This window comes from Flavobacterium dankookense (assembly GCF_004362665.1).
Classification (GTDB): domain Bacteria; phylum Bacteroidota; class Bacteroidia; order Flavobacteriales; family Flavobacteriaceae; genus Flavobacterium; species Flavobacterium dankookense.
This window is the reverse complement of sequence record NZ_SNXR01000014.1, coordinates 316,368-343,295: the sequence shown is the minus strand read 5'-3', so window position 1 is coordinate 343,295 and position 26,928 is coordinate 316,368. Positions and strand designations below refer to the sequence as shown.

Genomic DNA, 26,928 nt, shown 5'->3' with positions numbered 1-26,928 from the left:
TTATTGCAATAAAAAAGGCCATGTCAAATGATATGGTCTTTTTTTATTACACTTTTTTGATGACATAAGTAACAATTCCCCAAATAATAAGATTGTTTTCTTCTGTGATTTCAATGGGTTGAAATGCTTTATTTTCAGGCATTAAAAACACATTTTCTTTGGTGACTTTTATGCGTTTCACCGTAAATTCTCCATCAATAAAGCAAACGGCTATTTTATTGTTTTTTGGTTCTAGACTTCGGTCAATAACCATGATATCACCATCATCAATACCGGCACCAATCATGGATGTTCCGCTGGCTTTAGCATAGAATGTAGTTTCATGATTTTTTACTAATACTTTATCCAAACTGATTTTAGATTCATCAAAATCAGCAGCAGGTGAGGGAAATCCAGCTTTGATACCGCCCGAGAAATAATATAATTCTCGAGTGTTTTCTAAATCGGGAAGAAAAAAAGTAATCTTATTTTTTACTGACATTTGATTTCTAAAATCTCTTTGAAATTGGTTGTATATTTTTTTGATAAATGGTCTTGTTTCATTTTCCAGGTTTTTTGTAAATCCTGATTGCCTAAACGTATTTTTCGTTCACCAATTTTTTTATGATAATCATCGATGACCTTCATTAGTTGTAAATGCTTTGGATTTTCTTCTTCAAAAAGGTGAAACTGTTTTTGATCTTCAGGAATAATTTCGGTTACGATAACACCTGCTTTTTTATAAATTTCGCCTTCTTCAAACATGGTTTTGAGCATTTTCACAGCTAAGTTGCTAATCGTGATAGAAGAATTGCTGGCAAACGGCAGTAGTTCCATTTTATAAAAATTATACCGATTTGCTTGCACTTTATATTTGTCTTTTCGCAAATAGACAATCACACCATAACAACATGATTTTTGTTTTCTAAGTTTCTCTGCACAAACGGTAGCAAAAGTTGATACGCGTTCTTTCATTTCGTCTAATGTGGTAATGTTGCCATCAAAACTTCGGGTAATGGCGATGTTTTTTTTGTCTTTTGGTTCTTCCATTTCCAAAACGGATTTGCCTTCTAACTCGTATTTTAATCGTAAACCAACGACTCCCATTTCTTTTTGGATAAAACTTTCGTTATGTGGCAATGTAAAATCATAGGCAGTGAGAATATTTTTGGCTTGCATTTTCTTCGTTAACCGAAAACCAATTCCCCAAACATCTTCAATCTTTGTCCATTTGAGTGCTTTGATTCGTTTTTCTTCGGTATCAATTACATAAACGCCTTTCGTTCTTTCTTGGTATTTTTTAGCAATTTTATTGGCAACTTTTGATAACGCTTTAGTTTCAGCAAAACCAATACAAACAGGTAAACTCAACCACTTTTGTATGCTTCTTTTTATTTGTAGACCATAGTCATTATAATCAACAATTGCCATCCCATCAAAGTTTAAAAAAGCTTCATCAATGCTATATACTTCAACATGTGGTGTGAATTTTTGTAGCAAAGTCATCACGCGATTACTCAAGTCGCCATACAAAGCATAATTGGACGAAAAGACATGAACATGGTGTTGCTTTAACTCTTGACGCACTTTAAATTCTGGTGCACCCATGGCAATGCCTAAATCTTTGGCTTCGTAACTTCTAGAAATGATACAACCGTCGTTATTGGATAGCACAACAACAGGTTTTCCGTTGAGTTGCGGTTGAAAAACGCGCTCACACGAAACATAAAAATTGTTGCAATCAACTAAGGCATACATACATTCAAAATTTATATTTCAAAGATAAGTCCAACGCATTTTGATTCCAATCAGGATTTGTTTTTTAACTACTGTTTATTTTTCACCATTCCATTCTGCAAGAAACTGTGAAAGGAAATTTTCCATGTAAACATGACGTTCTAGCGAAATTTTCTTTCCCGTTTGGGTGTTCATTTTATCTTTTAATAATAGTAATTTTTCGTAGAAATGATTGAGAGTTGGTGATTCTGAGTTTTTATATTCTTCTTTAGTCATGGTTAAGTTTGGTAAAATCTCAGGGTTGTATAACGCTCTGTTTTTAAAACCACCATAATTAAATGTTCTAGCAATTCCTATAGCACCAATGGCATCAAGTCGGTCTGCATCTTGAACGATTTCGAGTTCTTTTGATGTAAATTTCTTTTCAAAATTACCGCCTTTAAAAGAAATATTTTCTATGATAGCAATTATATGTTGAATAGTGGCTTCCTCAACATTTTCTTTTTCTAAAAAAAATCTAGCTGTTTTTGGACCAATGCTTTCATCGCCATCGTGAAACTTGCTATCAGCAATATCGTGAAGCAATGCGCCAAGTTGTACAACTGTCAAATCACAATCCTCTTCTTTTGCAATCAATAAAGCATTTTTATACACACGTTCAATATGAAACCAATCGTGTCCACCTTCAGCATTTTCAAGTTTTTGTTTTACAAATTGAATGGTTTTGTCAATAATTGTCATTGGGATATTTTAAGAATGATTGGCAAAAATACTAGGTTATTTTTGAAATCAAATGCTCTACTTCGGCTTTTTGAGTAGCATATTTTTGTTGGAGTTCGCCGTCTTTTTCCATTCGATTATAATATTCGATTGCTTTGTTGCCAAAAGACTTTAGTTGATGACTTTTTGCATTAGGAACCAATGGAAATATTTTGTGAAACAGCATTTCATAATACGCTTGCCACTCGCGTTCGTTTCTATCGCGAGGACAATTTTCGGATGATTTTTGAATAACATGAACCATTTCGTGAGCCAAAAGATTGAGCATCAAAATAAATTCAAATTCAAAAGTGTTTTCAGGAATTTTTATGATTTGGCTTTCGCCAAAATTTCCTTCGGTAGTCATTAAAACATACTCGGGTTTGGCTTTTTCTCTCAGTTCAAATCCTTTGAGTTTTGGATGTTCTAGATCATATTCTTTTAACACAAAATAGGCAGCTTGAATGGTTTCGCCCAATTCGTGCAATGTTTGAATATTTTGTACTATTTCTGAATAGGGTTTCATTACCCAAATAATTGTTCTACAACTTCTTCAATTTTAGAGACCAAAATCACTTTTATTCCAGGAAATTGAGTTGCAATTTTATTATATTTTGAAACAAAAATGGTTGAAAAGCCTAGTTTTTCAGCTTCTTGAATGCGTTGTTCTACTCGGTTTACAGGACGAATTTCTCCTGACAATCCTACTTCGCCAGCAAAGCAAACATCTTTACCAACGGCAATATCTTCGTTGGAGGAAAGAATAGCGGCAACAACAGCTAAATCAATGGCTGGATCATCAACCGAAATTCCACCAGTAACATTCAGGAAAACGTCTTTGGTTCCCAATCGGAAACCAGCACGTTTTTCTAAAACCGCCAAAATCATATTCAGTCGTTTGGCGTTATAACCCGTTGTGCTTCGTTGTGGTGTTCCATAAACTGCTGTGGAAACCAAGGATTGGATTTCTATCATTAATGGTCGCATTCCTTCGAGTGTGGAAGCAATTGCTGTTCCGGAAAGTTCTTCTTCGCGATGCGAAATCAATATTTCCGATGGATTAGAAACTTCACGTAAACCAGAACCTTGCATTTCATAAATTCCAAGTTCAGCCGTAGATCCAAAACGGTTTTTTAGGCTGCGTAAAATTCGGTACACGTGATTTCTATCGCCTTCAAATTGCAATACAGTGTCAACCATGTGTTCTAAAATTTTTGGACCAGCAATGTTTCCATCTTTGGTTATATGACCAATCAAAATTACGGGAACATTCGTTTCTTTGGCAAATTTTATTAATTCGGCTGTACATTCTCTAATTTGAGAAATACTTCCAGCTGTTGATTCGATGTAATCAGTATGAAGTGTTTGGATGGAATCGATGATGACAATATCGGGTTCTACTTCAAGAATATGGCGGAAGATATTTTGTGTTTTGGTTTCGGTTAGAATAAGACAGTTTTCGCTGTTTGGATTTATTCTTTCGGCGCGCATTTTTATTTGTTTCTGGCTTTCTTCTCCTGAAACATATAAGGTTTTATAAGGTAATTTTAAGGAAACTTGTAATAGTAAAGTACTTTTCCCAATGCCAGGTTCGCCACCCAAAAGGATTAATGAACCAGGAACAATTCCGCCACCAAGTACACGATTGAGTTCGCCATCTGTTGAATCCATTCGCACTTCTTGAGTCGAATCGATTTCTTTAATTTTTAATGGTTTGGAAACTCTTTTGCTTTCAGCAGTTGATGGTTTCCAAGATGTTTTCTCTTCTTTTTGAATTATTTCTTCAGCAATGGTGTTCCATTCTTTGCAGGAATTGCATTGACCTTGCCATTTAGCATATTGACTTCCACAGTTTTGGCAAAAAAAAGTTGTTTTTAGTTTGGACATGTATGCTGTAATTCTTTTTGAAATTATTCTTGTTTTTTCTCTTCTGTTGGAGTTTGAGCAGGAGTTTCAGTTGGCACTTCTTCTACAGGTGTTTCTTCAATTACTGGTTCTTCCATTTTTTGACCTTTTTTAGGTAAAGTTGCTTTTAGTTCGTCAGCACGATTAATCATCATGTCTTTAGTTAAATCACCTACTTCTTCCAGTTGATAAGCTCTCATGTATGTCTTAACTGCTTTAGCTATATCACCTTTTTTTTCATACATCTGAGCCATTTCATAATCGGCAAGCATTGTTTTTGGGTAATTTTTTTCAGCTAATTGCGCTAGTAAATCAAATTCATTATACGCTTTGTTTTTTATGATTGCGGCTTCAATAGCTTTGAAATCGTTCATTCTGATTTGGAGTTTAAGCCCTAATTCTTTTTCTAAAACATCATATTTTGCAATTAAATAATCAACGTAACCTTCGGGAAGTATTGCAATTTTTTCTTGAAATTCGGTTGTTGAAATAGGTTGATATACTGAAAATATTTGATACAAAGCACTTGGAATTGCATGTGGAACCAATGAATAATGCGATGCGCCTTTAAAATCTTCATACCTGTAATTTAGTGTAGGTTTAGAGATTTTCTTTATCGCTTCATCCATTGCTTGAATGCGAGTTCTCATTTTTTTTAAATCGCCATCAGATGTACAGTGATAGTAAAAAATACGTTTTTGAATTGCTGCTAGTCGCTCTGGAATTTGTTCTTCCATTCCTGTTGGAAGTTCTGGGCTTAATGAGATGTATGCGTTAAAAATAGGATCATCTTTATACAAGTAGCAATTCATAAATCCAGCCGTTACATCAAGTCCAGCAACGATTCTAAAAGGTGCTGTTCTATAATTTTTTTGTATCGTTGGTATCAATTCCATTCCAATAAATTCAAAGAATTTTTCTCCTTTTTCGGTTGGCAAACCAGTATCGGCATCAGTCATACAATCTGCTTCACGTTCGTTATTTTTATTTTGGCTAATAGCTACAATAATTATTTCGGGTAAATCATCCCAATAGTAACCATAACTCAACGTTCCATAGAAAGGTTCAAAAAGAAAGTCGCCATCTAATAAAACAAGTAGCGGATATTTTTGCGTTTTGTTTTTGTCATAGGAAGGCGGAAGCGAAATTTTTATTTCACGGTCTTCATTGAGTTTTTGCGAGGTTATAGTGTCGACTATTGTTTTTTGGGCAAATAAACTGTTGGAGCAAATTAGCAGTAAAAGAACACACAGCTTTTTCATGAAAATTGATTTTTTGGTTAAATAGAAATCATTGCTAAAAATGATTAGCAAGATAGTAAATTATTTATTTCTATTTAGAATAGGAAGTAAAACATAAGAAATCAAACCAAGAAGTATGGTTAAAATGGTTTGAGATGTCCAAACTAACCAACCAAAAGCGGTTCCAACATCATTGGAAATTCCGTAAAGTGAAAAAATTAAAGCAATTGAAAAAGGATAAGCACCTAATCCGCCATTCGAAAATCCGATGGCTAAGCTTCCAAAAACAAATCCCATAATTACAATATCAAAACCGATTTCTGTAGTTTCGGGAAGCGCAAATTTGGCAACATAAAACATTGCTAAATATGAAAACCAAATAAAGAAAGAATGAAAAATATACTTCCATTTGTCTTTCATTTTGTAAATGGTTGTCATTCCTTCTATTAATCCAGATAGTTTTTTCTTTAGTTTTTTGATGATTTTCCATTCGGCATAAATCCAAATTACGATAAAAATCACAAATAAAATCACTCCAATTATTCCTGTGTAAATCAATGATTCTAACGAGACATTTTTGTCCATTAAAAACTGATAAATAGTGTCAAACTGTGATACAAAACCAATAAAAACGAATAATAGAAAAATTAATAAATCGACAATTCTCTCGGCAACGATGGTTCCAAAAGCTTTATCGAAAGCTACATTTTCATATTTTTTTATTAAAGCAGCACGAGATATTTCGCCTGAACGAGGAACGGTTAGATTGACTAGATAAGAAACACAAACGGTTAATAGATTGTTTGAAAATTTTGTATGATAACCCAAATGATTGAGCGCAAATTTCCATCGATATGCTCTTGACCAATAACCAACACAAGCAATTACTAACGATAAAAAGATATAGTTGTAATTTGCCTTTTGAAAACTCAGTTTAATTTTTTCAATTTCCTCGGCAGTAAGTGTGTTAAATTGATAGTATATAATTCCTATTCCTATAAGAAGAGGAATAAAAATGGTGAGCCATTTGCCTAATTGCTTTTTCAAAATTTTAGGTCAAAGAATTGTCTTTCTCGTTAGGGAAAACCAACCAAGGTTTGAAGGTTTTTGCTTCTTCAAATTCCATAATGGCATACGACATAATGATAATAATATCGTCTTTTTGCACTCTTCTTGCAGCTGGACCATTTAGTGTAATTTCGCCTGAATTTTTTGCGCCTTTAATTGCATAGGTTTCAAAACGCTCGCCGTTGTTGATATTAACGATATATACTTTTTCACCTTCGATAAGATTAGCGGCATCCATTAATGTTTCGTCAATGGTTATGCTACCAATATAATTTAAATCGGCACCAGTTACTTTTACTCGGTGAATTTTAGATTTTACTATTTGTATTTGCATGCGGCAAAGTTAAATTAATTTACTGAAATGGTATCAATCAATCGAATTTTGTTGACAAAAACAGCAATGAATATTCGATAGTTTTTATTTTTATTTTTTCTGACGCAAGGCAATAATGTTGCTTCGTCGGCAATTTGAAAATATTCTAGTTCAAATCGGTTTTGTTTGGCAAATGTTCTTTCTACCCATTTAGTCACTTCGGTAGCAGATTTTGTACCAAATTGTTTTTTAGCTTCCAAAATGGTTTGATAAATCATTGCTGCTTCTTTTCGTTCATCGGAGGAAAGCCTTTCGTTGCGTGAACTCATAGCTAAACCGTTTGCTTCTCTATGTATAGGACAACCAACGATATTGACAGGAATTTTATATTTAGAAACCAGTTTTTTTACAATTTGAAGTTGTTGAAAATCTTTTTCGCCAAAATAAGCATTGGTTGGTTTTACTATTTCAAAAAGACGTTTTACAATTGTACCAACACCATTAAAATGTCCTGGACGAAATTTTCCTTCCATTTGGTTTTCAATTCCATCATAATCAAAATGTTGAGAAACGGTTTTTCCTTCATAAATATCATTTACACTTGGTGCATAAACAATGATTTCAGAAGAAACTTTTTTTGTTTTTTCTACATCAGCATCCAGAGTTCTAGGATATTTTGCTAAATCTTCGGGATTATTAAATTGTGTAGGATTTACAAAAATGCTTATTACAACTAATGAATTTTGCTTTAAAGCAGTCTTTAATAGCGATAAATGACCTTGGTGTAACGCACCCATTGTTGGTACAAAACCTATTGAAGTTTTTGAGTTAGTAACCGATTTTAAATGAGAAACTAATTCATTATTAGTGTTAAAAATGAGCATACGCTTTTGTAAATGAGTTGCAAACTTACTATTTTCATAAATAACTCCATAAAATTTTGTACTTTTGCATGCTTTTTATTGCCAATAAATAAATTAAAATAGATTATGGAAGACAAGAGGATATTGTATGTATCATCTGAAGTAGTGCCGTATTTGGCTGAAAATGAGGTTTCTTTAATGTCGTATGATGTTCCAAAAATGATTAATGATCAAGGCGGACAGATTAGAATTTTTATGCCAAGATATGGCAATATTAACGAAAGAAGACATCAATTGCATGAAGTTATCCGATTATCGGGTATGAATTTGGTGGTGAATGATTTAGACATGCCTTTGATTATAAAAGTAGCATCAATTCCTAAAGAAAGAATTCAGGTTTATTTTATTGATAACGATGAGTATTTTAAAAGAAAAGCCACTTTCACAGATGAAGATGGCGTTTTGTACCCAGACAATGACGAAAGAGCGATTTTTTTTGCAAAAGGTGTTGTTGAAACGGTTAAGAAACTAAATTGGGTTCCAGATATCATTCATGTTCATGGTTGGATGGCAAGTATGCTTCCAGTTTATATGAAACATTTTTATAAAAATGAAGCGCTTTTTTCTGAAACAAAAATTATAACATCGGTTTATGGACAGTCATTTGACGGAACTTTGGATGCAGAAATGATAAATAAAGTTAAGTTTGATAACATTCCACACGAAGCTGTAAAAGAATTAGAAGCACCTAATTATGATAATTTAATCATGTCGGCTATCAACCATTCTGATGGTATAATTGTCGCTTCATCGAGTATTTCGACAAGTTTAACAAATTTTATAGAATCTTCACAAAAACCTTTTTTACCTTTCACCGCCAAAGAAAATTTTGCTTCGGCATACACAGAGTTTTACAAAAGTTTGCTTTAATATTTTTTACCCAAATGAATTTACATACCTATTTTAAACAAATTGTTGTTTTATTATCAATTGTTCTATTAACTTCTTGTGATAAAGATTTTAATGAGATTGGAACTGACATAGTTGGTGGTGATAACGATCATTATCTTTTTGATGATTACACAGACGCTACGGTAAAATCGTATAACCAAAAGTTAGATGCTATTGCAAGTAACAATTTGCCAATTAATCCATTGGGAATATTTGATAATCCACCTTTTGGAACTACGACAGCTAGTTTTGTGACTCAACTCGAACTTGCTACAGTAAATCCAACATTTAATAATGTTGATCCAACAAAATATGTAGATCTTCCTGTGGTAGATAGCGTTGTATTGAACATTCCTTACTTCAGTAAATTGAATTCTACCGATAGTGATGGTAAAAAAACATATCGATTAGATTCTATTTATGGAGCAAGTGGTTCTAGATTTAAATTGAGTATTTATCAATCTAATTTTTTTCTAAGAGATTTAGATCCAAGTCAATCACTTACTGGTCAACAACTTTTTTATACTGATAATCAAGATGTTGAAAATAACAAGATTCCTGTTTTATTGAATGATAGACCAACTAATCATCCTAACAACACAGACGGTAGAGAAAACTCTCAATTTTATTTTGATAAAAGAGAACACAGAACAACCGTAAAGGATGAAGATGGAGAAGATGTAGCAACTAGAAGTGTGCCTTCGATGCGATTAAATTTAAATAAAAGTGTTTTTTACAATAAAATAATAAATGCGCCAAGTGGACAATTGGCTAACAACTCCGTTTTTAAAAACTATTTCAGAGGATTGTATTTCAAAGCAGAAAGCATTGGAAATCCTGGGAATATGGCAATGATTAACTTCAAAGGAGGTAATGTTACTATTTTTTATGAAGAAGACAAAATAACACCTGACAATCCTACAACAACGACTGTAAACGAATATAAAGTAGATAAAGTTAAAAAAACACTTGTTTTAAACATGACTGGAAACACTGTTAGTTTACAATCAAACTCAAATGAAAATACAGATTATCAATCAGCAATGAGTTCAACTGCAGAAGCAAGTAAACTTTTTCTAAAAGGTGGACAAGGTTCAATAGCGGTTATAGATTTATTTGGAACAACAGATTTATACAGATATTCACCAGCATTAGACGGAAGTGGAAATCAAATTAAAGATACAAGTGGAAATGTATTGTATCTAAGAAAAAATACTCCAAATGGTGTTTCAGACGAATTAGATGATTTGAGATATGGTAATGTAAATTCAGACGGTTCAAGTGTATATTATTCAAAAGCTAAAACTTGGCTGATTAATGAAGCCAATTTAACATTCTATGTTGACAAAACTTCTATGTCTAATTTAAAGTCAATTGAGCCTAACAGGTTAATGTTGTATGATTTGAATAATAATAGAGTCTTAATTGATTATGCATTAGACGGAACTACAAACGGAACTTACCCAAAGAGAAATAAGTTTGTACATGGTGGTATTTTATTGAATGAAGATGGAAGCGTAGTAAAACAAATTAAAGACGAAGCAACAGATGAAGTTGAAAATAAAGGACACAAATACAAAATCAGATTAACGAACCATATTAGAAATTTAATTAAAAACGATTCGACTAATGTTAGATTAGGATTAGCTGTTACCGAAACAATCAACAATGCAGCATTTTCAAAATTGAAAACTCCTAATTCAAATACGAATAGCGCACCAACCATGTCAGTATTATCTCCAGTAGGAACAATACTTTATGGCTCAAGTTTGGATGCTCCAGCAGACAAAAGACTAAAACTAGAAATTTATTATACAAAACCTGATTAATACCAAAAAATTATGTGTGGAATTGTTGGATATATAGGATATAGAGAAGCTTATCCTATAGTTATAAAAGGACTAAAAAGATTAGAATATAGAGGATACGATAGTGCCGGAATCATGTTGTATGATGAAAGTGGACTAAAAGTATCAAAGACCAAAGGAAAAGTTTCTGACCTTGAAGAAAAATCAAAAGAAATTGCTTCCTCAAAAGCTACTGTTGGAATGGGACATACACGTTGGGCAACTCATGGAGTTCCAAATGATGTAAACTCACATCCACATTTATCTAACTCTGGTAAACTGGCTATAATTCACAATGGAATCATTGAAAATTATGAGCCATTAAAAAAAGAATTAATCAAAAGAGGATATACATTTCAATCTGATACGGATACTGAAGTGCTTATCAATCTTATTGAAGAAGTAAAGAAAAAAGAAAACATCAAACTAGGAAAAGCAGTTCAAATTGCTTTAAATCAAGTTGTTGGAGCTTATGCTATTTGTGTTTTTGATGTAGAAAAACCAGATGAAATTGTTGTGGCAAGATTAGGAAGTCCATTAGCAATTGGAGTTGGAAAAGATGAGTTTTTCATTGCTTCTGATGCATCTCCGTTTATTGAATATACTTCAAACGCTATTTATTTGGAAGATGAAGAAATGGCAATTGTACGTTTGCACAAAGCATTAAAAATAAGAAAAATCAAAGATGACTCTTTAGTTGATCCATATATTCAGGAACTTCAAATGAATTTGGAGCAGATTGAAAAAGGTGGTTATGATCACTTCATGCTAAAAGAAATCTATGAGCAACCAAATGTAATCAAAGATACTTACAGAGGAAGACTTCATGCCAACGAAGGAATTATTCAAATGGCTGGAATTGAAGATAATATTGAAAAATTCCTTCAAGCAGAAAGAATCTTAATTGTAGCTTGTGGAACATCTTGGCATGCAGGATTAGTAGCAGAATATATCATTGAAGAATTTGCAAGAATACCTGTTGAGGTAGAATATGCATCAGAGTTCAGATATAGAAATCCAATTATAACTTCGAAAGACGTTGTAATAGCAATTTCACAATCAGGAGAAACAGCCGATTCATTAGCTGCTATAAAATTAGCTAAAGAAAAAGGAGCGTTTGTTTTTGGAGTATGTAATGTAGTTGGTTCATCAATTTCTAGAGAATCTCATGCTGGAGCATACACTCACGCAGGACCAGAAATTGGAGTTGCTTCAACAAAAGCATTTACAACACAAATCACTGTGTTAACTATGATTGCGTTGCGTTTAGCAAAAGCAAAAGGAACACTTTCAAATTCTGATTATTTCAGATATTTGCAAGAATTAGAAATTATTCCAGAAAAAGTTGCCGAAGCATTATTGACTAATGATAAAGCCAAAGAAATTGCAGCGATATATAAAGATGCCACAAATTGTCTTTATTTGGGAAGAGGATATAATTTCCCTGTAGCATTGGAAGGCGCTTTGAAATTAAAAGAGATATCCTATATTCATGCGGAAGGTTATCCAGCCGCAGAAATGAAACATGGACCAATCGCATTAATTGATGAACAAATGCCAGTAATAGTAATTGCACCTAAACAAGGTCATTATGACAAAGTAGTAAGTAATATCCAAGAGATAAAATCTAGAAGTGGAAAAATCATTGCTATTGTTACAAAAGGAGACACACAAGTAAGAGGATTAGCAGATCATATAATTGAAATTCCTGAGACTTCAGATGCTTTATCGCCTTTAATAACAACAATTCCATTGCAATTATTATCATATCATATTGCCGTAATGAGAGGTTGTAATGTTGACCAACCGAGAAACTTGGCAAAATCAGTTACAGTTGAATAAAAAATAATAAAATAGTATAATTTTTAAAGCGAGAGTAATCTCGCTTTTTTTGTGGAAAAAATTATCATTAATGAAATGAAAATCCGAAATATTAGTTACGCATAGTATTTTATTTATCAAAATTGCCAAAACGTTAATAAAAAGATAAAAATGGAATTATTAGTAAACGAACAAATTAGCATCGTATAATTATATAATTGTGAAAAATAGGTTGTTTTTTTTGAAAATGTAAAAAAAATATTTGTACTTTGGCTACATAAACCAACAAAATTAAAAACCAAATGAAGATTTATTTATTTATCGTGTCATTGTTTTTTTGCAGCATATCTTTTGCTCAAACAACAGTCTCAGGTTCGGTAAAAGACAGTAAAAACGAACCAGTTCCTGGTGCAAATGTTAAGGTTCAAGGAGAATCTACAGGAACCATTACAGATTTAGATGGTAATTTCACACTATCAACTTCCAAAAAGCCACCTTTTGAAATTGAAATTTCTACAGTGGGTTATGGATCAAAGACAGTTAGCATTACATCAAACAATCAAAAAATTACTGCTGTAATGTCTGAGCAAGAAACACAATTAGATGAAATTGTTGTTTCTGCATCGCGTGCGCCTGAAAAAATCAGGGAATCTCCTGTTACAATTGAAAGGATGACTATCAAAGACATCAAAAAATCAGCTTCTCCAACTTTTTACGATGGTTTAGAAAACCTGAAAGAGGTTCAAATGAATACAAGCAGTATGTCATTTAAATCAATCAATACTCGTGGATTTGCAACGGTTGCAAATACACGTTTCTTGCAATTAGTTGATGGAATGGATAATTCTTCACCTCTTTTAAACTTTGTTTTAGGGAACTTAATTGGAATTTCTGAGATAGATGTACAAAGCGTTGAATTACTTCCTGGTGCTTCATCAGCTTTATATGGCGCAAATGCTTTTAATGGAATTTTATTCATGAACAGTCAAAGTCCATTTACAAGTCAAGGAATAACAGCCTATGCAAAATACGGTATGACAAGTCAAAATGCAGCAGGAAATAATTTATACTATGATTATGGTGTCCGTGTAGCACATGCATTTTCAAAACATTTTGCTGCAAAAGCTAACTTTACATTTATGAATGGAACAGATTGGTTTGCAACAAATTATGATGATATTTCTGTTGAAGGAAGAGATAGAAGTCATCATAGTTATAATGGTATAAATGTTTATGGTGATGAAGCTAAATTAAATCTTAAGAATAGAAACCCTTTTGGTTCAACCGCATACAATTTGTTGCCAAATGAAGATATCACTAGAACTGGTTATAATGAAACCGATTTAACAGAGAGTAAAGTTCAAAATTCAAAAATTGATTTTTCGTTACACTTCAAACCTTGGGATAATGATATAGAAATTATTTGGCAATCTAAATTTGGTTTTGGAAATTCCATATATCAAGGTGCAAGTAGATATAACTTGAATGGATTTTTTATGCAACAACATAAATTAGAACTGAAAGGGAAGAACTTTTTCTTGAGAGGTTATACAACTACTGAAGATGGTGGTAAATCTTATGACATGACATTTACTGCATTAAATATTAATAGAAAATGGAAATCCGATCAACAGTGGTTTTCTGAATATGGTGGAGCTTTTGGAGCTGCAACTTTAGGTTTAGTTCCTAATGTTGGTACTACACCTGCTGAAGCTCATGCTTATGCTAGAAGTGTTGCCGATACTGGAAGATTAATACCAGGAACACCAGCTTTTAAACAAGCTTTCAATGAAGTAATTGCTAATCCAGATGTGCTACAAGGATCTAAATTAGTTGATAATTCAACTATTTATCATTCAGATGCAAACTACAATTTTAGAGATTTATTTAAACCAGCAGAAATCCAAGTTGGTGGTTCTTACAGAGCATATAGATTAGATTCTGGAGGAAGGATTTATACAGATGCATCAGGACCAATAAACTATGATGAATATGGTGTCTATACCCAAGTTCAAAAAAAGCTATTAAATGATAAATTAAAATTAACAGGTTCTGTTCGATACGATAAAGCTCAAAATTTTGATGGTAATTTCTCTCCAAGAGTTTCATTTGTTTATTCTGCGGATGAACAAAAAAATCATAATTTTAGAGGTTCATTTCAAACAGGTTTTAGAAATCCAGTAACTCAAGACCAATACATAGGGTTCAATATTGGAAACAGAGTTTTAATTGGTTCAGCACCTGATAACTTAACCCGTTTTACAGAAACATTACCAATATCTCCTCAAAGTGGTGGTGGTTTCGCTACTCTAACCGGAGAAGCTGCTTATTTAAATTCATTTACTATTGAGTCATTTAATGCATTTGATAATACATACAGATCTGGACCACCATCAGGTTTGGCAAATGCAGCTACTCTTCTTGTGAAAGCAACTCCAAACTTAGTTAAGCCTGAAACAGTCAAAGCTTTTGATTTGGGATATAGAGGAAATGTTAAAGGTTTCTCAATAGATGTTAATGGATATTATAATATATACAATGACTTTATTGGTAATAATCTTGTAATTGCGCCTTATTTTGGTACTGCCGAAACTAGTCCTACTAATGTAGCTCCTGGTTCAGCGGCACAAGCATTATCTAATAGAGACTTTAGAGAATACCAAGTGTATACAAATACAAAATCAGAAATAACTTCTGTAGGTTTTGGATTGGGAGTTTCCAAAAAAGTATATAAAGATTTTGAACTAAGCGCAAACTACAATTTTGCTGATTTTGATTTTGATCAAGCATCAGATCCAGGTTTTGAAGCAAGTTTCAATACGCCTAAACACAGAGTAAAAGGAACAATTAGTAATGATAAATTAATTGGAAATCTTGGATTGTCATTAAGCGCGAGATGGAATACAGAATACGAATGGGAGTCGTCTTTTGCTGATGGTATCATCGAAGAAGCAACAGTTATTGATGTACAAGCTAATTATTCTCTAAAATCTTTAAAGTCTATAATTAAAGTTGGAGCTACAAATATTGGTGGTAGAGAATATGGTCAAGTATTAGGAGCAGGATTAATTGGTCAACAATATTTCGTTTCTTGGACGGTAACTCCTTAATAATAATTTAAAATTTAAAATATCATGATAAAAAATATTAAATGGCTATTTCTGGCATCAGTGACCTTAATAGCTTGTAGTGATGATGAAAAGGTCGTTGTTAATGATACCGCTGACGGTTTGCCATTAACTGCGGGTTCTGCTGATTTTTCTAAATATGTCGCACTTGGTGACTCATTTGCAGCAGGATTTAGTGATGGTGCTTTATTTATAGAGGCACAAAAAGGTGCTTATCCAAATATTCTAGCGCAACAATTTTCTCTTGTTGGAGGTGGTGATTTCACGACTCCTTTTATGGCAGATAACGTTGGTGGATTTTTAGGTAGTTCCATTTACACACCAAGACTTTATTTGGCTCCACCAGCTGGTCCAGGACAAAGTCCTTCGCCTTCATCAGTCGCTTTACCACCATACAGTCAAGTTTCTTCTACAACTTTTAATTCTCTAGGAAGTACTTTTAATAACATGGGTATTCCAGGGGCAAAAAGTTTTCATTTAGTTACTCCAGGTTATGGAAGTGCTGCTGGTAATCCATATTTTGCTCGTTTTGCATCAAATGCAGGAACCACAGTTTTAGCTGATGCATTAAGTCAATCGCCAACTTTCTTTTCGCTATGGATTGGTGGAAATGATGAATTGGGATATGCTACTGCTGGTGGAGACGAAACGGTTAATCCATTAACACCACAAACCACTTTTGACAGCGCATATAATACTTTAATCTCTCAAATGACTGCAGGCGGCCGCAAAGGAGTTATCGCTAATTTACCATACGTTACAACATTACCTTACTTCTATGTTATAAAATATGACCAATTAACTCAAAGTAATTTAACAGTAAATAATGTTAATCAAGTTAATGCCTTAAATACTCAGTTATATGGACCACTTCTTAATGCACTTACTTTTTTAGGTCAAGGAAATAGAATAAATCTTTTATCTTCAACTGGAAATAATCCTATGCTAATGGTTGATGAAACTTTAGCTGATTTAACTATACCTTTAACTCAGGTTATAACTCAAGGTTTAATATTACAAGGAGTTCCAGTACCACAAGCAACTGCACAAGGAACATTATTAGGTCAAGTATTTGGTCGAGCAAGACAAACACGTCCAACAGACTTAATTTGTTTAAGTGCTTCTACAAGAATTGGACGTCTTCCTTCAGTTGCTCAAGACGGAATAGCATCTCCAGCTCCTTCATTATTAGGACAGTTAGGCGTTACTTTCCCACTTCCTGATAGATATGTTTTAATACCTTCAGAAGTTACAGAAATAGAAGCTGCAACTAATGGTTATAACGCAACAATTGAAGCTGCAGCTACTGCAAACGATTTAGCTTTTGTTAATGCTAAAGATATTATGGCAAGATTAAGTACGACAGGTATTTCTGATAGCGGTTATACTTTGAATTCAACTTATGTTTCAGGTGGCGCTTTCTCTTTGGATGGAATTCATCCATCGCCTAGAGGATATGCATTAATTGCCAATGAATTTATAAAATCTATTAATTCAAAATATGGCTCCAACCTCAAAGGGGTAAAGTTTTCTGATTACAGAATTATGTTTCCACCAGTTTTACAATAGATACTCTAAAAATCAAAAAAAACCATCTCTTAGTTAACAAGAGATGGTTTTTTTTATGCTTATTAAAAAAATACTCTTTTTTATTAAAATAAATATTGATTTTTAAAATAGAAAATTTACCTTTGCACTCTGAAAAAAGAGGTGTTTTTTTCAAACCTAAATAGCTATATAATAAATACATAAATAATGTCAAAAGCAATAGGAAAAGTTTCGCAGATCATCGGTCCAGTAGTTGACGTAGTATTTGATACTAAAGATGTTGAGTTACCAAAAATTTATGATTCATTAGAAATCAATAATGCAAACGGAACTAAATTAGTTCTTGAAGTTCAATCTCACATTGGAGAAAATACAGTTCGTACAATCTCTATGGACTCAACCGATGGTTTGAGTAGAGGAACAGCTGTAAATGCAACTGGCGCACCAATTCAAATGCCAATAGGAGCAGACGTTTACGGACGTTTATTCAACGTTATTGGTGATGCAATTGATGGATTAGGAGATTTGCCTAAAGCAGGTAATGACGGAATTTCAATCCACAGACCAGCTCCAAAATTTGAAGATTTATCAACTTCTACAGAAGTTTTATTTACTGGTATCAAAGTAATCGATTTGATTGAGCCTTATGCAAAAGGTGGAAAAATCGGATTATTCGGTGGTGCTGGAGTTGGTAAAACAGTATTGATTCAAGAGTTGATTAATAATATTGCAAAAGGTCACGGTGGACTTTCAGTATTCGCAGGAGTAGGTGAAAGAACACGTGAAGGAAATGACTTATTGCGTGAGATGTTAGAATCAGGTATCATTAAATACGGTGAAGATTTCATGCATTCTATGGAAAACGGTGGATGGGATTTGTCTAAAGTAGATAAATTAGGAATGAGAGATTCGAAAGCTACTTTCGTTTTCGGACAAATGAACGAACCACCAGGAGCAAGAGCACGTGTTGCGTTATCTGGACTTTCTATCGCTGAATATTTCCGTGATGGTGCAGGTTCTGATCAAGGTAAAGACGTACTTTTCTTTGTTGATAATATCTTCCGTTTTACACAAGCAGGTTCTGAGGTATCAGCTCTTTTAGGACGTATGCCATCTGCGGTAGGTTATCAACCAACATTAGCAACAGAAATGGGTGCAATGCAAGAAAGAATTACTTCTACTAATAAAGGTTCGATTACATCTGTACAAGCGGTTTACGTTCCTGCGGATGACTTAACCGATCCAGCACCAGCAACAACATTTGCTCACCTTGATGCTACAACTGTATTGTCTCGTAAAATTGCTGAGTTAGGTATTTATCCTGCGGTTGATCCACTAGATTCAACTTCAAGAATTCTTACAGCTCAAATTTTAGGTGACGAACACTACAATTGTGCACAAAGAGTAAAAGAAATTCTTCAAAAATACAAACAACTTCAAGATATTATCGCTATCCTTGGTATGGAAGAATTGTCTGAAGAAGATAAACTTTCTGTATCTCGTGCTCGTAGAGTTCAAAGATTCTTATCTCAACCATTCCACGTTGCTGAACAATTTACAGGTATTCCAGGAGTTTTAGTTGATATTAAAGATACTATCAAAGGATTCAACATGATTATCGATGGTGAATTAGACCACTTGCCAGAAGCAGCTTTCAACCTAAAAGGAACAATCGAAGACGCTATCGAAGCAGGACAAAAAATGTTAGCAGAAGCTTAATAGAATTATGAATTACAAATTACGAATTATAAATTTTCGTAATTCGTAATTTCAAATTCGTAATTAAATTAATTATGATTTTAGAAATAGTATCACCAGAAGCTACATTATTCAAAGGCGAAGTTACTTCGGTTTCCTTGCCAGGTGTTGATGGTTCATTCCAAATATTGAACAACCACGCACCAATAGTTTCTATCTTAAAACAAGGAACAGTACAAATTGCCGCCACTAGTTTTAAATTTGAAAAAGACGTAGTTGAAAAATTCACCAAAGTGAACGATCAAAACTACACGTTGCAAATCAACTCAGGAACTATTGAAATGAAAGACAATAAAGTAATTGTTTTAGCCGACTAAGACAATTCACCCGAGCGTAGCGAACTGTACGAAGTAAAAATAAAGTAAGAAAGCCAAGCAGTAATGTTTGGCTTTTTCATTTGAAGCTAATCCAGCTATTCGTTCCAAGATTTTACCCTAAAAACAATTTTTCTACGGTTAAAAAAGAGCTTCTGTTAGTCGCTTTTTTAAACCAAGAAAAATAAGTTTTAAGGCCAAAATGCTTTCCACTTCTATCTGGGCTAAAATCTGCTACATTTGAAATTTATCCTGCTAAAATTTTTCATCAACTTTCTCTACATTTGTAATCTATGAAAAACTTCCCAAAAGCATTAAGCCAAAAACTCCAACAACGAGAGCAAAATAATGCATTTCGAAAACTGCCTGTTTACAAAGATTTAGTTGATTTTTCATCCAACGATTATCTCGGTTTTGCAAAGTCCGAAACAATCTTCAACCAAACACACGAATACCTTTTAGAAAATAATATAAAAATAAATGGCGCAACAGGTTCTCGATTAATTTCAGGAAATCACAATCTATATCAAATCACAGAAGAAGTTATAGCTCGTTTTCATCAATCGGAAACAGCGTTGATTTTTAATTCCGGTTACGATGCCAATGTCGGTTTCTTCAGTTCCGTTCCGCAACGAAATGATGTTATTCTATACGATGAACTATGTCACGCCTCAATCCGCGACGGAATTCAAATGAGTAATGCCAAATCATATAAATTTCAGCACAACAATTTTGAAGAGTTAGAAAAAAGATTAAATGGTTGTCACACCGAGCGCAGTCGAGGTGTTTTTTTTGAAATATTTATTGTCACCGAATCCGTTTTCTCCATGGATGGCGACTCACCCAATCTTGAAGAATTAGTACATCTTTCCGAAAAGTTCAATTGCCATTTAGTGATTGATGAAGCACATGCAATAGGTGTTTTTGGTAATTCCGAAATTTCTGGAGGACAAGGTTTAGTTCAGTATCAAGGATTACAAGACAAAGTTTTTGCTCGAATTATGACCTTCGGAAAAGGATTAGGTTGTCACGGCGCAGCCATTTTAGGAAGTCAGGAATTGAAAAACTTTTTAGTCAATTTTGCCCGAAGTTTTATTTATACCACAGGACTTTCTCCTCATTCTGTTGCAACCATTTTAATAGCTTACCAACATTTAGAAGACGAAAAAGAAGCCATTCAAAATCTTAGAAATAACATCCATTTCTTTAATCAAGAGAAAATGCAATTGGGTTTAAAACCTTTATTTGTTTATAGCAAATCATCCATTCAATGCGCCATAATTCCAGGAAATGAGAAGGTAAAAGCAATCGCAAATCAATTACAAGAAAAAGGTTTTGATGTAAAACCAATTCTTTCACCAACCGTTCCAGAAGGTCAAGAACGATTGCGTTTTTGTCTGCATTCCTATAATTCTGAAAAAGAAATTTCTGGAGTATTGAAGTTATTGAGTAGTTTTGTGTTTTAGAGATATGGAAGAAACTTTTAAATTAATTGGACGTTACCAATATACTTCTGAGGCTTTGATTTATAAAAGTAAATTAGAGTCAGAAGAAATTGAGGTATTTATTATGGATAATAACACTGTAGACTCAAATCCTCTATACAGTAATGCTGTTGGCGGAGTTAAACTTTTCGTAAATTTTGAGAATGAAGAAAAAGCAAAATTTATTCTTTCTCAAATAAGTGATTTTTCTTTAGATGAAAATAATAAATTAATGAAGTGTCCTAAATGCAATGAAGAACAGATAGAAATGGTAACTTCAATTAATGATTTCAAATCATTACTTACCTTACTGTTTTCAATATTGATAGTTTTAATTCCTTTTTATTCTAGATATAAGTATAAATGTCAATCATGTAAATTTGAATTTAGTTAATACTATGAAACTATTCATCACAGGAATTGGAACAGATGTAGGCAAAACCATCACATCAGCCATTGTAACCCAAGCACTCGAAGCCGATTATTGGAAACCAATCCAAGCAGGAGATTTAGACAATTCCGATAGTCATAAAGTAAAATCAAAAGTCAAAAGTCAAAAGTCAGTAGTTCATCCAAACGCTTATGAACTGAAAACTCCAGCAAGTCCACATTTAGCTGCAAAAATTGATGGAATCACCATCGATATAAAAAAAATAATAGAACCAAAAACAACCAATCATCTCGTGATTGAAGGCGCAGGTGGAATTCTTGTTCCTTTAAATGATAACGATTGCATTATTGATTTAATTCAACCCGATTACAAAATAATTCTAGTTTCTCGTCATTATCTTGGAAGCATTAATCATACCTTATTGACATTTGAAGCATTAAAAAGTCGGAATCTAAAACTAGCAGGAATTATTTTTTCAGGTGATGAAAATCAAGCTACAGAGGAAATAATATTGTCTAAAACCAAAGCAAAATTCATTGGAAGAATTGACAACGAACCTTATTTTGACCAAAATGTAATTCAATATTATGCTGATCAATTTCGTGATTCACTTTTATCATTATAAGATAATAGAAAATAGAATAAAGAAAACAGACTTACCTATCTTTGCAAAAACATTTAGCGAATAGTCTGTATTCTATTCTCTATTTTCTATATTCTAGTAAAATGAATTTTTCAAAACGCGATCAAAAACACAATTGGCATCCCTATACACAACATAAAACAGCAGCCGATTTTCCGGCAATTGTTAAAGGAAAAGACGCATTGCTTTGGGATGAAAATGGCAATGAATACATCGATGCTATTGCTTCTTGGTGGGTAAATCCGTTTGGACATTCCAATCAAGTAATTGCTGATGCTATTTACAAGCAGTTAACCACTTTAGAACATGTTCTTTTTGGTGGATTTACGCATAACAAAGCAGTTGAGTTGTCTGAAAAATTGATGGAAATTTTACCTTCAAATCAAAAGAAAATCTTCTATTCTGATAATGGCTCAACAGCTGTAGAAATTGCTATAAAATCGGCTTTACAATACAATTATAATAAAGGAATTAAAAAGTTAAAAATCATTGCTTTTGAAGATGCTTTTCATGGTGATACTTTTGGTGCAATGGCCGCTAGCGGAATTACATTTTTTACAGAAGCTTTTAAAGGTTCGTTGCTGGAAGTGGTTCGAATTCCGGTTCCAACTAATGGTAACGAAGATAAGTCAATCAAAGCACTAAAAAAATTAGTTGAAACTAACGAATTTGCTGCTTTTGTTTTTGAACCTTTAGTTCTTGGTGCGGCAGGAATGGTGATGTATCAACCTGAAGTTTTGGATAAATTAATTACTATTTGCAAACAAAATAATGTTTTCACTATTGCCGATGAGGTTATGACCGGTTTTGGAAAAACTGGAAAAACATTTGCCTGTGATTATTTAGAACAAAAACCTGATATGATGTGTCTGTCAAAAGCTTTAACTGGAGGAACAATCCCGATGGCGATTACGACTTTCAGTCAAGAAATATTTGATGGATTTTATGATGATGACACTAACAAAGCACTTTTTCATGGACATACTTTTACAGCAAATCCAACAGGTTGTGCCGCAGCTTTAGCAAGTATTTCTTTATTACAAACAGATGAAATTGAAGCTAATATTCTTCGTGTTAATCAAAGTCATTTAAGTTTTCAAGAAAAAATAAAATTACATCCAAGAGTACAAACAACAAGAGTTTTAGGAGTAATTTTTGCTTTGGAAATTAAAAGAGAAAGTCAAGAAAGTTATTATGGAAATTTTAGAAATAAGCTCTATCATTTTTTTATTGAAAATGGAGTGATATTGAGACCAGTTGGTAATATCGTTTATATTTTACCACCTTATATTATTGAAAATCAACAGCTAGAAAAAGTGTATTCAACTATAGAAAAAGCTTTAGAAGAAATTTTTTAATTTAAAAAAATTGCAGAGAGGATGGGATTCGAACCCACGATACAGTTACCCATATACAAACTTTCCAGGCTTGCTCCTTCAACCACTCGGACACCTCTCTTTTTTTGTGGATGCAAAGAACAACAAATTTTTTCAGTAAAAAAAGTTAGTTTGTCAATTTATTAAGCCATTTCTCCACGAAGTGAAGTTTCAAAAATAGTTTTGAAAACTGTAGGCGCAACATTTTGACCAAGTAAATACATTAATTTGGTGATGGCAGCTTCAGTTGTGATGTCTTTTCCAGAAATTAAACCTATTTTTTTCAATTGTGTGCTTGTTTCATATTGTCCCATATTGACACTTCCACCGGAGCATTGGGTTACATTGATGATATGCAATCCTTTTTTAATTCCTTTTTTCAAAATTGAAACAAACCATTCTTCTGTTGGCGCATTTCCTGAACCATAGGTTTCTAAAACAATTCCTTTTAAGTTTGGAATTGAAAAAACGGCTGATAAAATCGTTTCGTTAATACCAGGAAACATCTTCAGTATAACAACATTGTTGTCTAAATCTTTGTGAACAATTAATTTTTTATTCGTTTGTTGTTTTAAAATTACATTCGAATTTACGTTTAAATGTACTCCAGATTCTGCCAAAGGAGAAAAATTAGGAGAGGAAAAAGCATTAAAATGTTCGGCGTTAATTTTGGTTGTTCGGTTGCCTCTATACAATTTGTATTCAAAATAAAGACCAACTTCTTGAATTACGGGTTTTCCTTTTTGTTGCAGTGAAGCGATTTGAATTGCCGTAATTAAGTTTTCTTTTGCATCCGTTCTCAAATCGCCTATCGGTAATTGTGAACCAGTAAAAACCACAGGTTTGTTGAGGTTTTCTAGCATAAAACTCAATGCTGATGCAGAATACGACATGGTATCCGAACCATGAAGAACAACAAATCCATCAAAAGTGGAATAATTTTCCTCAATGATGCTAGCAATAGAAATCCAATGTTCCAGATTTATGTTGGATGAATCAATAGGTTTTTCGAATGAAATGGTTTCAATATGGCAATCTAATTGTTGTAATTCGGGAATTTTTTCTAACAATTTTTTAAAATCAAATGCTTTTAAAGCACCAGTTTCAAAATCTTTCATCATACCGATTGTTCCTCCAGTATAAAGTAAAAGAATGTTAGGTTTAGATGGCATTTTCATATTTCAATTTGTTAACCACAGGATTGGCATACATCGCCAAAAAGCTTTCAACGATTTGCGAATTACTTTCGTCAATTCGCATTTCTAAACGTCTTTCGAAAAGAGATTTTTCGTTTTCAGTATATAAATTTTTGAATTTATCTGTTTTATGAAGTAAATCGTAAGCAATATAATTGGTTGGCCAAAGTTTATAACTCTGCAAAATGGAATCGTCAATTACTTGTGCCAAAGCTTGAATTTGTTTGTTATTGTTGTCAAATTCTGTAGCAATATTGTCCAATTCGGAATTTAAAACATCACCAACGTGAATATGAATACGTTTTTTTTGCCCAATAATCCCGCTGATTAAAGTGATAAAATCCTCATTTTTTTCTTTGATATATTTCTCAGCATTGGCTTCAGCCATTAATTGAGGCATTTTCAAAGCATCTGTCGGATCATATTCGTAAGAAATAGAAACGGGAACAATTTTTATTTTTTTGAAATAATCAATTAGATTTTTTTCGTCAGAACCCATTCCAAGCATTTTTAAAACGCCTGAGTGTGTTGCATCGTTTCCGTCTTTCGTTCTTCCTTCTCGTTGTGCAATCCAAACCGAACGATTTTCGCGAAGCAATAGCTGTCCAATATATTCCGACATTAATTTAGAACTTTCTAGTAATTCTCTTGGAGATAAACCTCGTTGTACTAAAAAGTTTCTGTTTAATCGTGATAATGTTTTTAAAAAATCTTTCTTAACTAAATTGTCTCCAATTGCGGAAGCAGTCATCACTAATCCGTGGTCAAAAAGACAAACGTTTAACAAAGAGGTATCTAAAATGATGTCTCTATGATTTGAAATAAAAAGATACGACGTGTTTTTTTGTAACTTTTCAAATCCTGAAGTGGTTAAACCTTCAGATGATTTTTGCAACACTTTTTGAACTGATTGATAGATGAAATTACACTGAAAATCTCTGATAGAATGAGTTCTTCTTAGTTGGTTTTTCCATATTTCATCATCAACATCTGGAAAAGTAAAATCCATAATTGATTTCATCATAGGATGATTTACTGAATTACAAATGGCTTCGTTTACTTCAGCATCATAAAACGGACGAATAGAATCGAATTTTGACATTATTGGGTTAGATTTTCAAAAAACAAATGAACAAAAAAAAACGCAATTAGAGGTTATAAATCCATTAAATCCCAAAAACTTGTCTAGAATTTTCGGTAGTTATTTGTGCAATTTCATCAATTGAAAGGTTGTAAATTTGGGCTAATTTTTCGGCAACTAGTTTGGTGTAACTGCTTTCGTTTCGTTTGCCACGAAAAGGAACTGGAGCCAAATAGGGCGAATCCGTTTCGAGAACAATATGCTTTAAATCAATTTCGTTTAAAAACTGGTCAATCTTTCCATTTTTAAACGTGGCAACTCCGCCAATTCCAAGTTTCATTCCTAAATCTATAGCGTGTTGTGCTTGCTGAAAATCGCCTGTAAAACAATGAAATATCCCAAATAAATCAGTTGATTTTTCGCTTTCTAAAACTTCAAAAACTTCGTCAAATGCATCACGACAATGAATATTTATCGCCAATTTGTGTTTTTTTGCCAATTGAATTTGAAATTTAAAAGCTTCTTGCTGAATTTTCAAAGTGGTTTTATCCCAAAATAAATCAATCCCAATTTCGCCAACAGCATAGAATTTTTTTTCCGCCAATGATTTTTCCACATGAGCCAATTCCAACTGATAACTTTCGGGCTTCACATAGCACGGATGCAAACCCATCATCAAAAAAATATTCGAAGGAAATTCAGTTTCCAAATCATACATTTTTTGAGTGTAAGTAGAATCGATCGACGGAACAAAAAAGCGAGAAACACCAGTTTCAATAGCTCTCTTAATCATTTCAGTTCTATCATTTTCAAATTCTTCGGAGTAAAGATGCGTGTGCGTATCGGTTAAAACTAATGTTGGTTTCAAGTTTCAGATTTCAAATTAAACATAGCAAATTTACGATTATTAAATGATTATGTAGAATTTAAAAACTTTGCGTACTTTGCGACAAACTTTGCACCTTTGCGGTAAAAAACATGAAAAACCTTCACGAAGTTCTAAAGAAAGAAAAGTACAAAAAAATTAATTTTAAGGTTTCAAAAACCCAGCATTTACTAATAAAAGCAAGGATAAACGGCGTTCTCGGAAATTTTATTCTAGATACTGGCGCTTCCAATAGCTGCGTTGGTTTTGAAAGTATTGAGCTTTTCAATTTGAAAGCAGGAAAGTCCAAAACCAAAGCTTCTGGCGCTGGAGCAACAGGAATGCTGACTAAAATTGCTAAAAATAATTCTTTAAAAATCGGACGTTGGCAAACAGAAGATTTTCACTTAGTCGTTTTTGACATGACACACGTTAATCAAGCCTTGCAACAATATAAAGCCAAGCCAGTAGATGGAATTATTGGCGCCGATGTGCTACTCGAAGGCAAAGCAATTATCGATTATTACAATCATTGTTTGTATTTGAAATAAAAAAATTTGGAGCGAATCAGGAGGAATTTATGTCAACCTTATTCCCGCTTTCCACTACAATCTCTTCGAGGATTTCCGTTACAATCGGGGCTGAAGAATTAATGTCTTT

At 33.1% G+C, this 26,928-nt stretch carries 24 protein-coding genes and 1 tRNA gene; 12 read left to right on the top strand and 13 right to left on the bottom strand.

Going from position 1 to position 26,928, the window contains the following annotated elements:
- Positions 1–46: 46 nt before the first annotated feature.
- The 9 genes from BC748_RS09980 to panC form a co-directional block, all read right to left on the bottom strand.
- Positions 47–481, bottom strand: coding sequence for a LexA family protein (locus BC748_RS09980; RefSeq protein WP_133533344.1), 435 nt, complete (start codon positions 479–481; stop codon positions 47–49).
- A complete protein-coding gene (locus tag BC748_RS09975; RefSeq protein ID WP_133533343.1) occupies positions 472–1,737 on the bottom strand; it encodes a Y-family DNA polymerase in 1,266 nt (421 codons plus the stop codon). Before BC748_RS09975 ends, BC748_RS09980 begins: the two co-directional genes overlap by 10 nt.
- A gap of 75 nt (positions 1,738–1,812) precedes the next feature.
- Entirely contained in the window at positions 1,813–2,457 is a 645-nt protein-coding gene (locus tag BC748_RS09970) for an HD domain-containing protein (RefSeq protein ID WP_133533342.1), read from the bottom strand.
- A gap of 31 nt (positions 2,458–2,488) precedes the next feature.
- Positions 2,489–3,001: a hypothetical protein gene (locus BC748_RS09965; RefSeq protein WP_133533341.1), complete on the bottom strand. Its 513-nt coding sequence runs from the start codon at positions 2,999–3,001 to the stop codon at positions 2,489–2,491.
- Positions 3,001–4,362: a DNA repair protein RadA gene (gene radA, locus BC748_RS09960; protein WP_133533340.1), complete on the bottom strand. Its 1,362-nt coding sequence runs from the start codon at positions 4,360–4,362 to the stop codon at positions 3,001–3,003. The genes BC748_RS09965 and radA overlap by 1 nt, the downstream gene beginning before the upstream one ends.
- 23 nt (positions 4,363–4,385) lie before the next feature.
- Positions 4,386–5,642, bottom strand: coding sequence for an alpha/beta hydrolase (locus BC748_RS09955; RefSeq protein ID WP_133533339.1), 1,257 nt, complete (start codon positions 5,640–5,642; stop codon positions 4,386–4,388).
- 60 nt (positions 5,643–5,702) lie between these two features.
- Positions 5,703–6,668, bottom strand: a complete 966-nt coding sequence (locus BC748_RS09950; RefSeq protein WP_133533338.1) for a lysylphosphatidylglycerol synthase transmembrane domain-containing protein — start codon at positions 6,666–6,668, stop codon at positions 5,703–5,705.
- Between the two features lie 4 nt (positions 6,669–6,672).
- A complete protein-coding gene (gene panD / locus BC748_RS09945; RefSeq protein WP_133533337.1) occupies positions 6,673–7,023 on the bottom strand; it encodes an aspartate 1-decarboxylase in 351 nt (116 codons plus the stop codon).
- Between the two features lie 14 nt (positions 7,024–7,037).
- The gene (panC, locus tag BC748_RS09940) at positions 7,038–7,886 is read right to left on the bottom strand and encodes a pantoate--beta-alanine ligase (RefSeq protein WP_133533336.1); all 849 of its coding nucleotides are present in this window, start codon (positions 7,884–7,886) and stop codon (positions 7,038–7,040) included.
- A 105-nt stretch (positions 7,887–7,991) separates the two neighbouring features.
- On the opposite strand from panC, the gene BC748_RS09935 reads away from it, so the two are divergent.
- The 11 genes from BC748_RS09935 to bioA all read left to right on the top strand — a co-directional run bounded on the left by BC748_RS09935 (position 7,992) and on the right by bioA (position 23,108).
- Complete coding sequence (locus BC748_RS09935; RefSeq protein ID WP_133533335.1) at positions 7,992–8,795, top strand: glycogen/starch synthase; 804 nt, start codon at positions 7,992–7,994, stop codon at positions 8,793–8,795.
- A gap of 14 nt (positions 8,796–8,809) precedes the next feature.
- Positions 8,810–10,645 carry a BamH family beta-barrel-assembly machinery protein gene (gene bamH, locus BC748_RS09930; protein WP_133533334.1) on the top strand — a complete coding sequence of 612 codons (1,836 nt, stop codon included), beginning with the start codon at positions 8,810–8,812 and terminating at the stop codon, positions 10,643–10,645.
- 12 nt (positions 10,646–10,657) lie between these two features.
- On the top strand, positions 10,658–12,505 hold the full coding sequence (glmS, locus tag BC748_RS09925) for a glutamine--fructose-6-phosphate transaminase (isomerizing) (RefSeq protein ID WP_133533333.1): 1,848 nt from the start codon (positions 10,658–10,660) through the stop codon (positions 12,503–12,505).
- A gap of 281 nt (positions 12,506–12,786) precedes the next feature.
- Complete coding sequence (locus BC748_RS09920; protein ID WP_133533332.1) at positions 12,787–15,594, top strand: TonB-dependent receptor; 2,808 nt, start codon at positions 12,787–12,789, stop codon at positions 15,592–15,594.
- Positions 15,595–15,618: 24 nt separating this feature from the next.
- The gene (locus BC748_RS09915; protein WP_133533331.1) at positions 15,619–17,181 is read left to right on the top strand and encodes an SGNH/GDSL hydrolase family protein; all 1,563 of its coding nucleotides are present in this window, start codon (positions 15,619–15,621) and stop codon (positions 17,179–17,181) included.
- 186 nt (positions 17,182–17,367) lie between these two features.
- Positions 17,368–18,879 carry a F0F1 ATP synthase subunit beta gene (gene atpD, locus BC748_RS09910; RefSeq protein ID WP_133533330.1) on the top strand — a complete coding sequence of 504 codons (1,512 nt, stop codon included), beginning with the start codon at positions 17,368–17,370 and terminating at the stop codon, positions 18,877–18,879.
- Between the two features lie 74 nt (positions 18,880–18,953).
- Positions 18,954–19,235 carry a F0F1 ATP synthase subunit delta/epsilon gene (locus tag BC748_RS09905; protein ID WP_133533329.1) on the top strand — a complete coding sequence of 94 codons (282 nt, stop codon included), beginning with the start codon at positions 18,954–18,956 and terminating at the stop codon, positions 19,233–19,235.
- 290 nt (positions 19,236–19,525) lie between these two features.
- Positions 19,526–20,698, top strand: a complete 1,173-nt coding sequence (locus tag BC748_RS09900; RefSeq protein WP_133533328.1) for an aminotransferase class I/II-fold pyridoxal phosphate-dependent enzyme — start codon at positions 19,526–19,528, stop codon at positions 20,696–20,698.
- 4 nt (positions 20,699–20,702) lie between these two features.
- A complete protein-coding gene (locus BC748_RS09895) occupies positions 20,703–21,110 on the top strand; it encodes a putative signal transducing protein (RefSeq protein WP_133533327.1) in 408 nt (135 codons plus the stop codon).
- A gap of 4 nt (positions 21,111–21,114) precedes the next feature.
- The gene (bioD, locus tag BC748_RS09890) at positions 21,115–21,732 is read left to right on the top strand and encodes a dethiobiotin synthase (RefSeq protein ID WP_133533326.1); all 618 of its coding nucleotides are present in this window, start codon (positions 21,115–21,117) and stop codon (positions 21,730–21,732) included.
- 101 nt (positions 21,733–21,833) lie between these two features.
- On the top strand, positions 21,834–23,108 hold the full coding sequence (gene bioA / locus BC748_RS09885) for an adenosylmethionine--8-amino-7-oxononanoate transaminase (protein ID WP_133533325.1): 1,275 nt from the start codon (positions 21,834–21,836) through the stop codon (positions 23,106–23,108).
- Positions 23,109–23,121: 13 nt separating this feature from the next.
- Here bioA and BC748_RS09880 read toward each other — a convergent pair.
- The 4 genes from BC748_RS09880 to BC748_RS09865 form a co-directional block, all read right to left on the bottom strand.
- A tRNA-Ser gene (locus tag BC748_RS09880) sits at positions 23,122–23,208 on the bottom strand.
- A 61-nt stretch (positions 23,209–23,269) separates the two neighbouring features.
- A complete protein-coding gene (locus BC748_RS09875) occupies positions 23,270–24,298 on the bottom strand; it encodes an asparaginase (RefSeq protein ID WP_133533402.1) in 1,029 nt (342 codons plus the stop codon).
- On the bottom strand, positions 24,288–25,424 hold the full coding sequence (locus BC748_RS09870; protein WP_133533324.1) for a 1-acyl-sn-glycerol-3-phosphate acyltransferase: 1,137 nt from the start codon (positions 25,422–25,424) through the stop codon (positions 24,288–24,290). Before BC748_RS09870 ends, BC748_RS09875 begins: the two co-directional genes overlap by 11 nt.
- A 64-nt stretch (positions 25,425–25,488) precedes the next feature.
- Positions 25,489–26,271, bottom strand: a complete 783-nt coding sequence (locus BC748_RS09865; protein WP_133533323.1) for a TatD family hydrolase — start codon at positions 26,269–26,271, stop codon at positions 25,489–25,491.
- A 110-nt stretch (positions 26,272–26,381) separates the two neighbouring features.
- On the opposite strand from BC748_RS09865, the gene BC748_RS09860 reads away from it, so the two are divergent.
- Positions 26,382–26,819, top strand: a complete 438-nt coding sequence (locus BC748_RS09860) for a retropepsin-like aspartic protease (RefSeq protein WP_133533322.1) — start codon at positions 26,382–26,384, stop codon at positions 26,817–26,819.
- Positions 26,820–26,928: the final 109 nt, after the last annotated feature.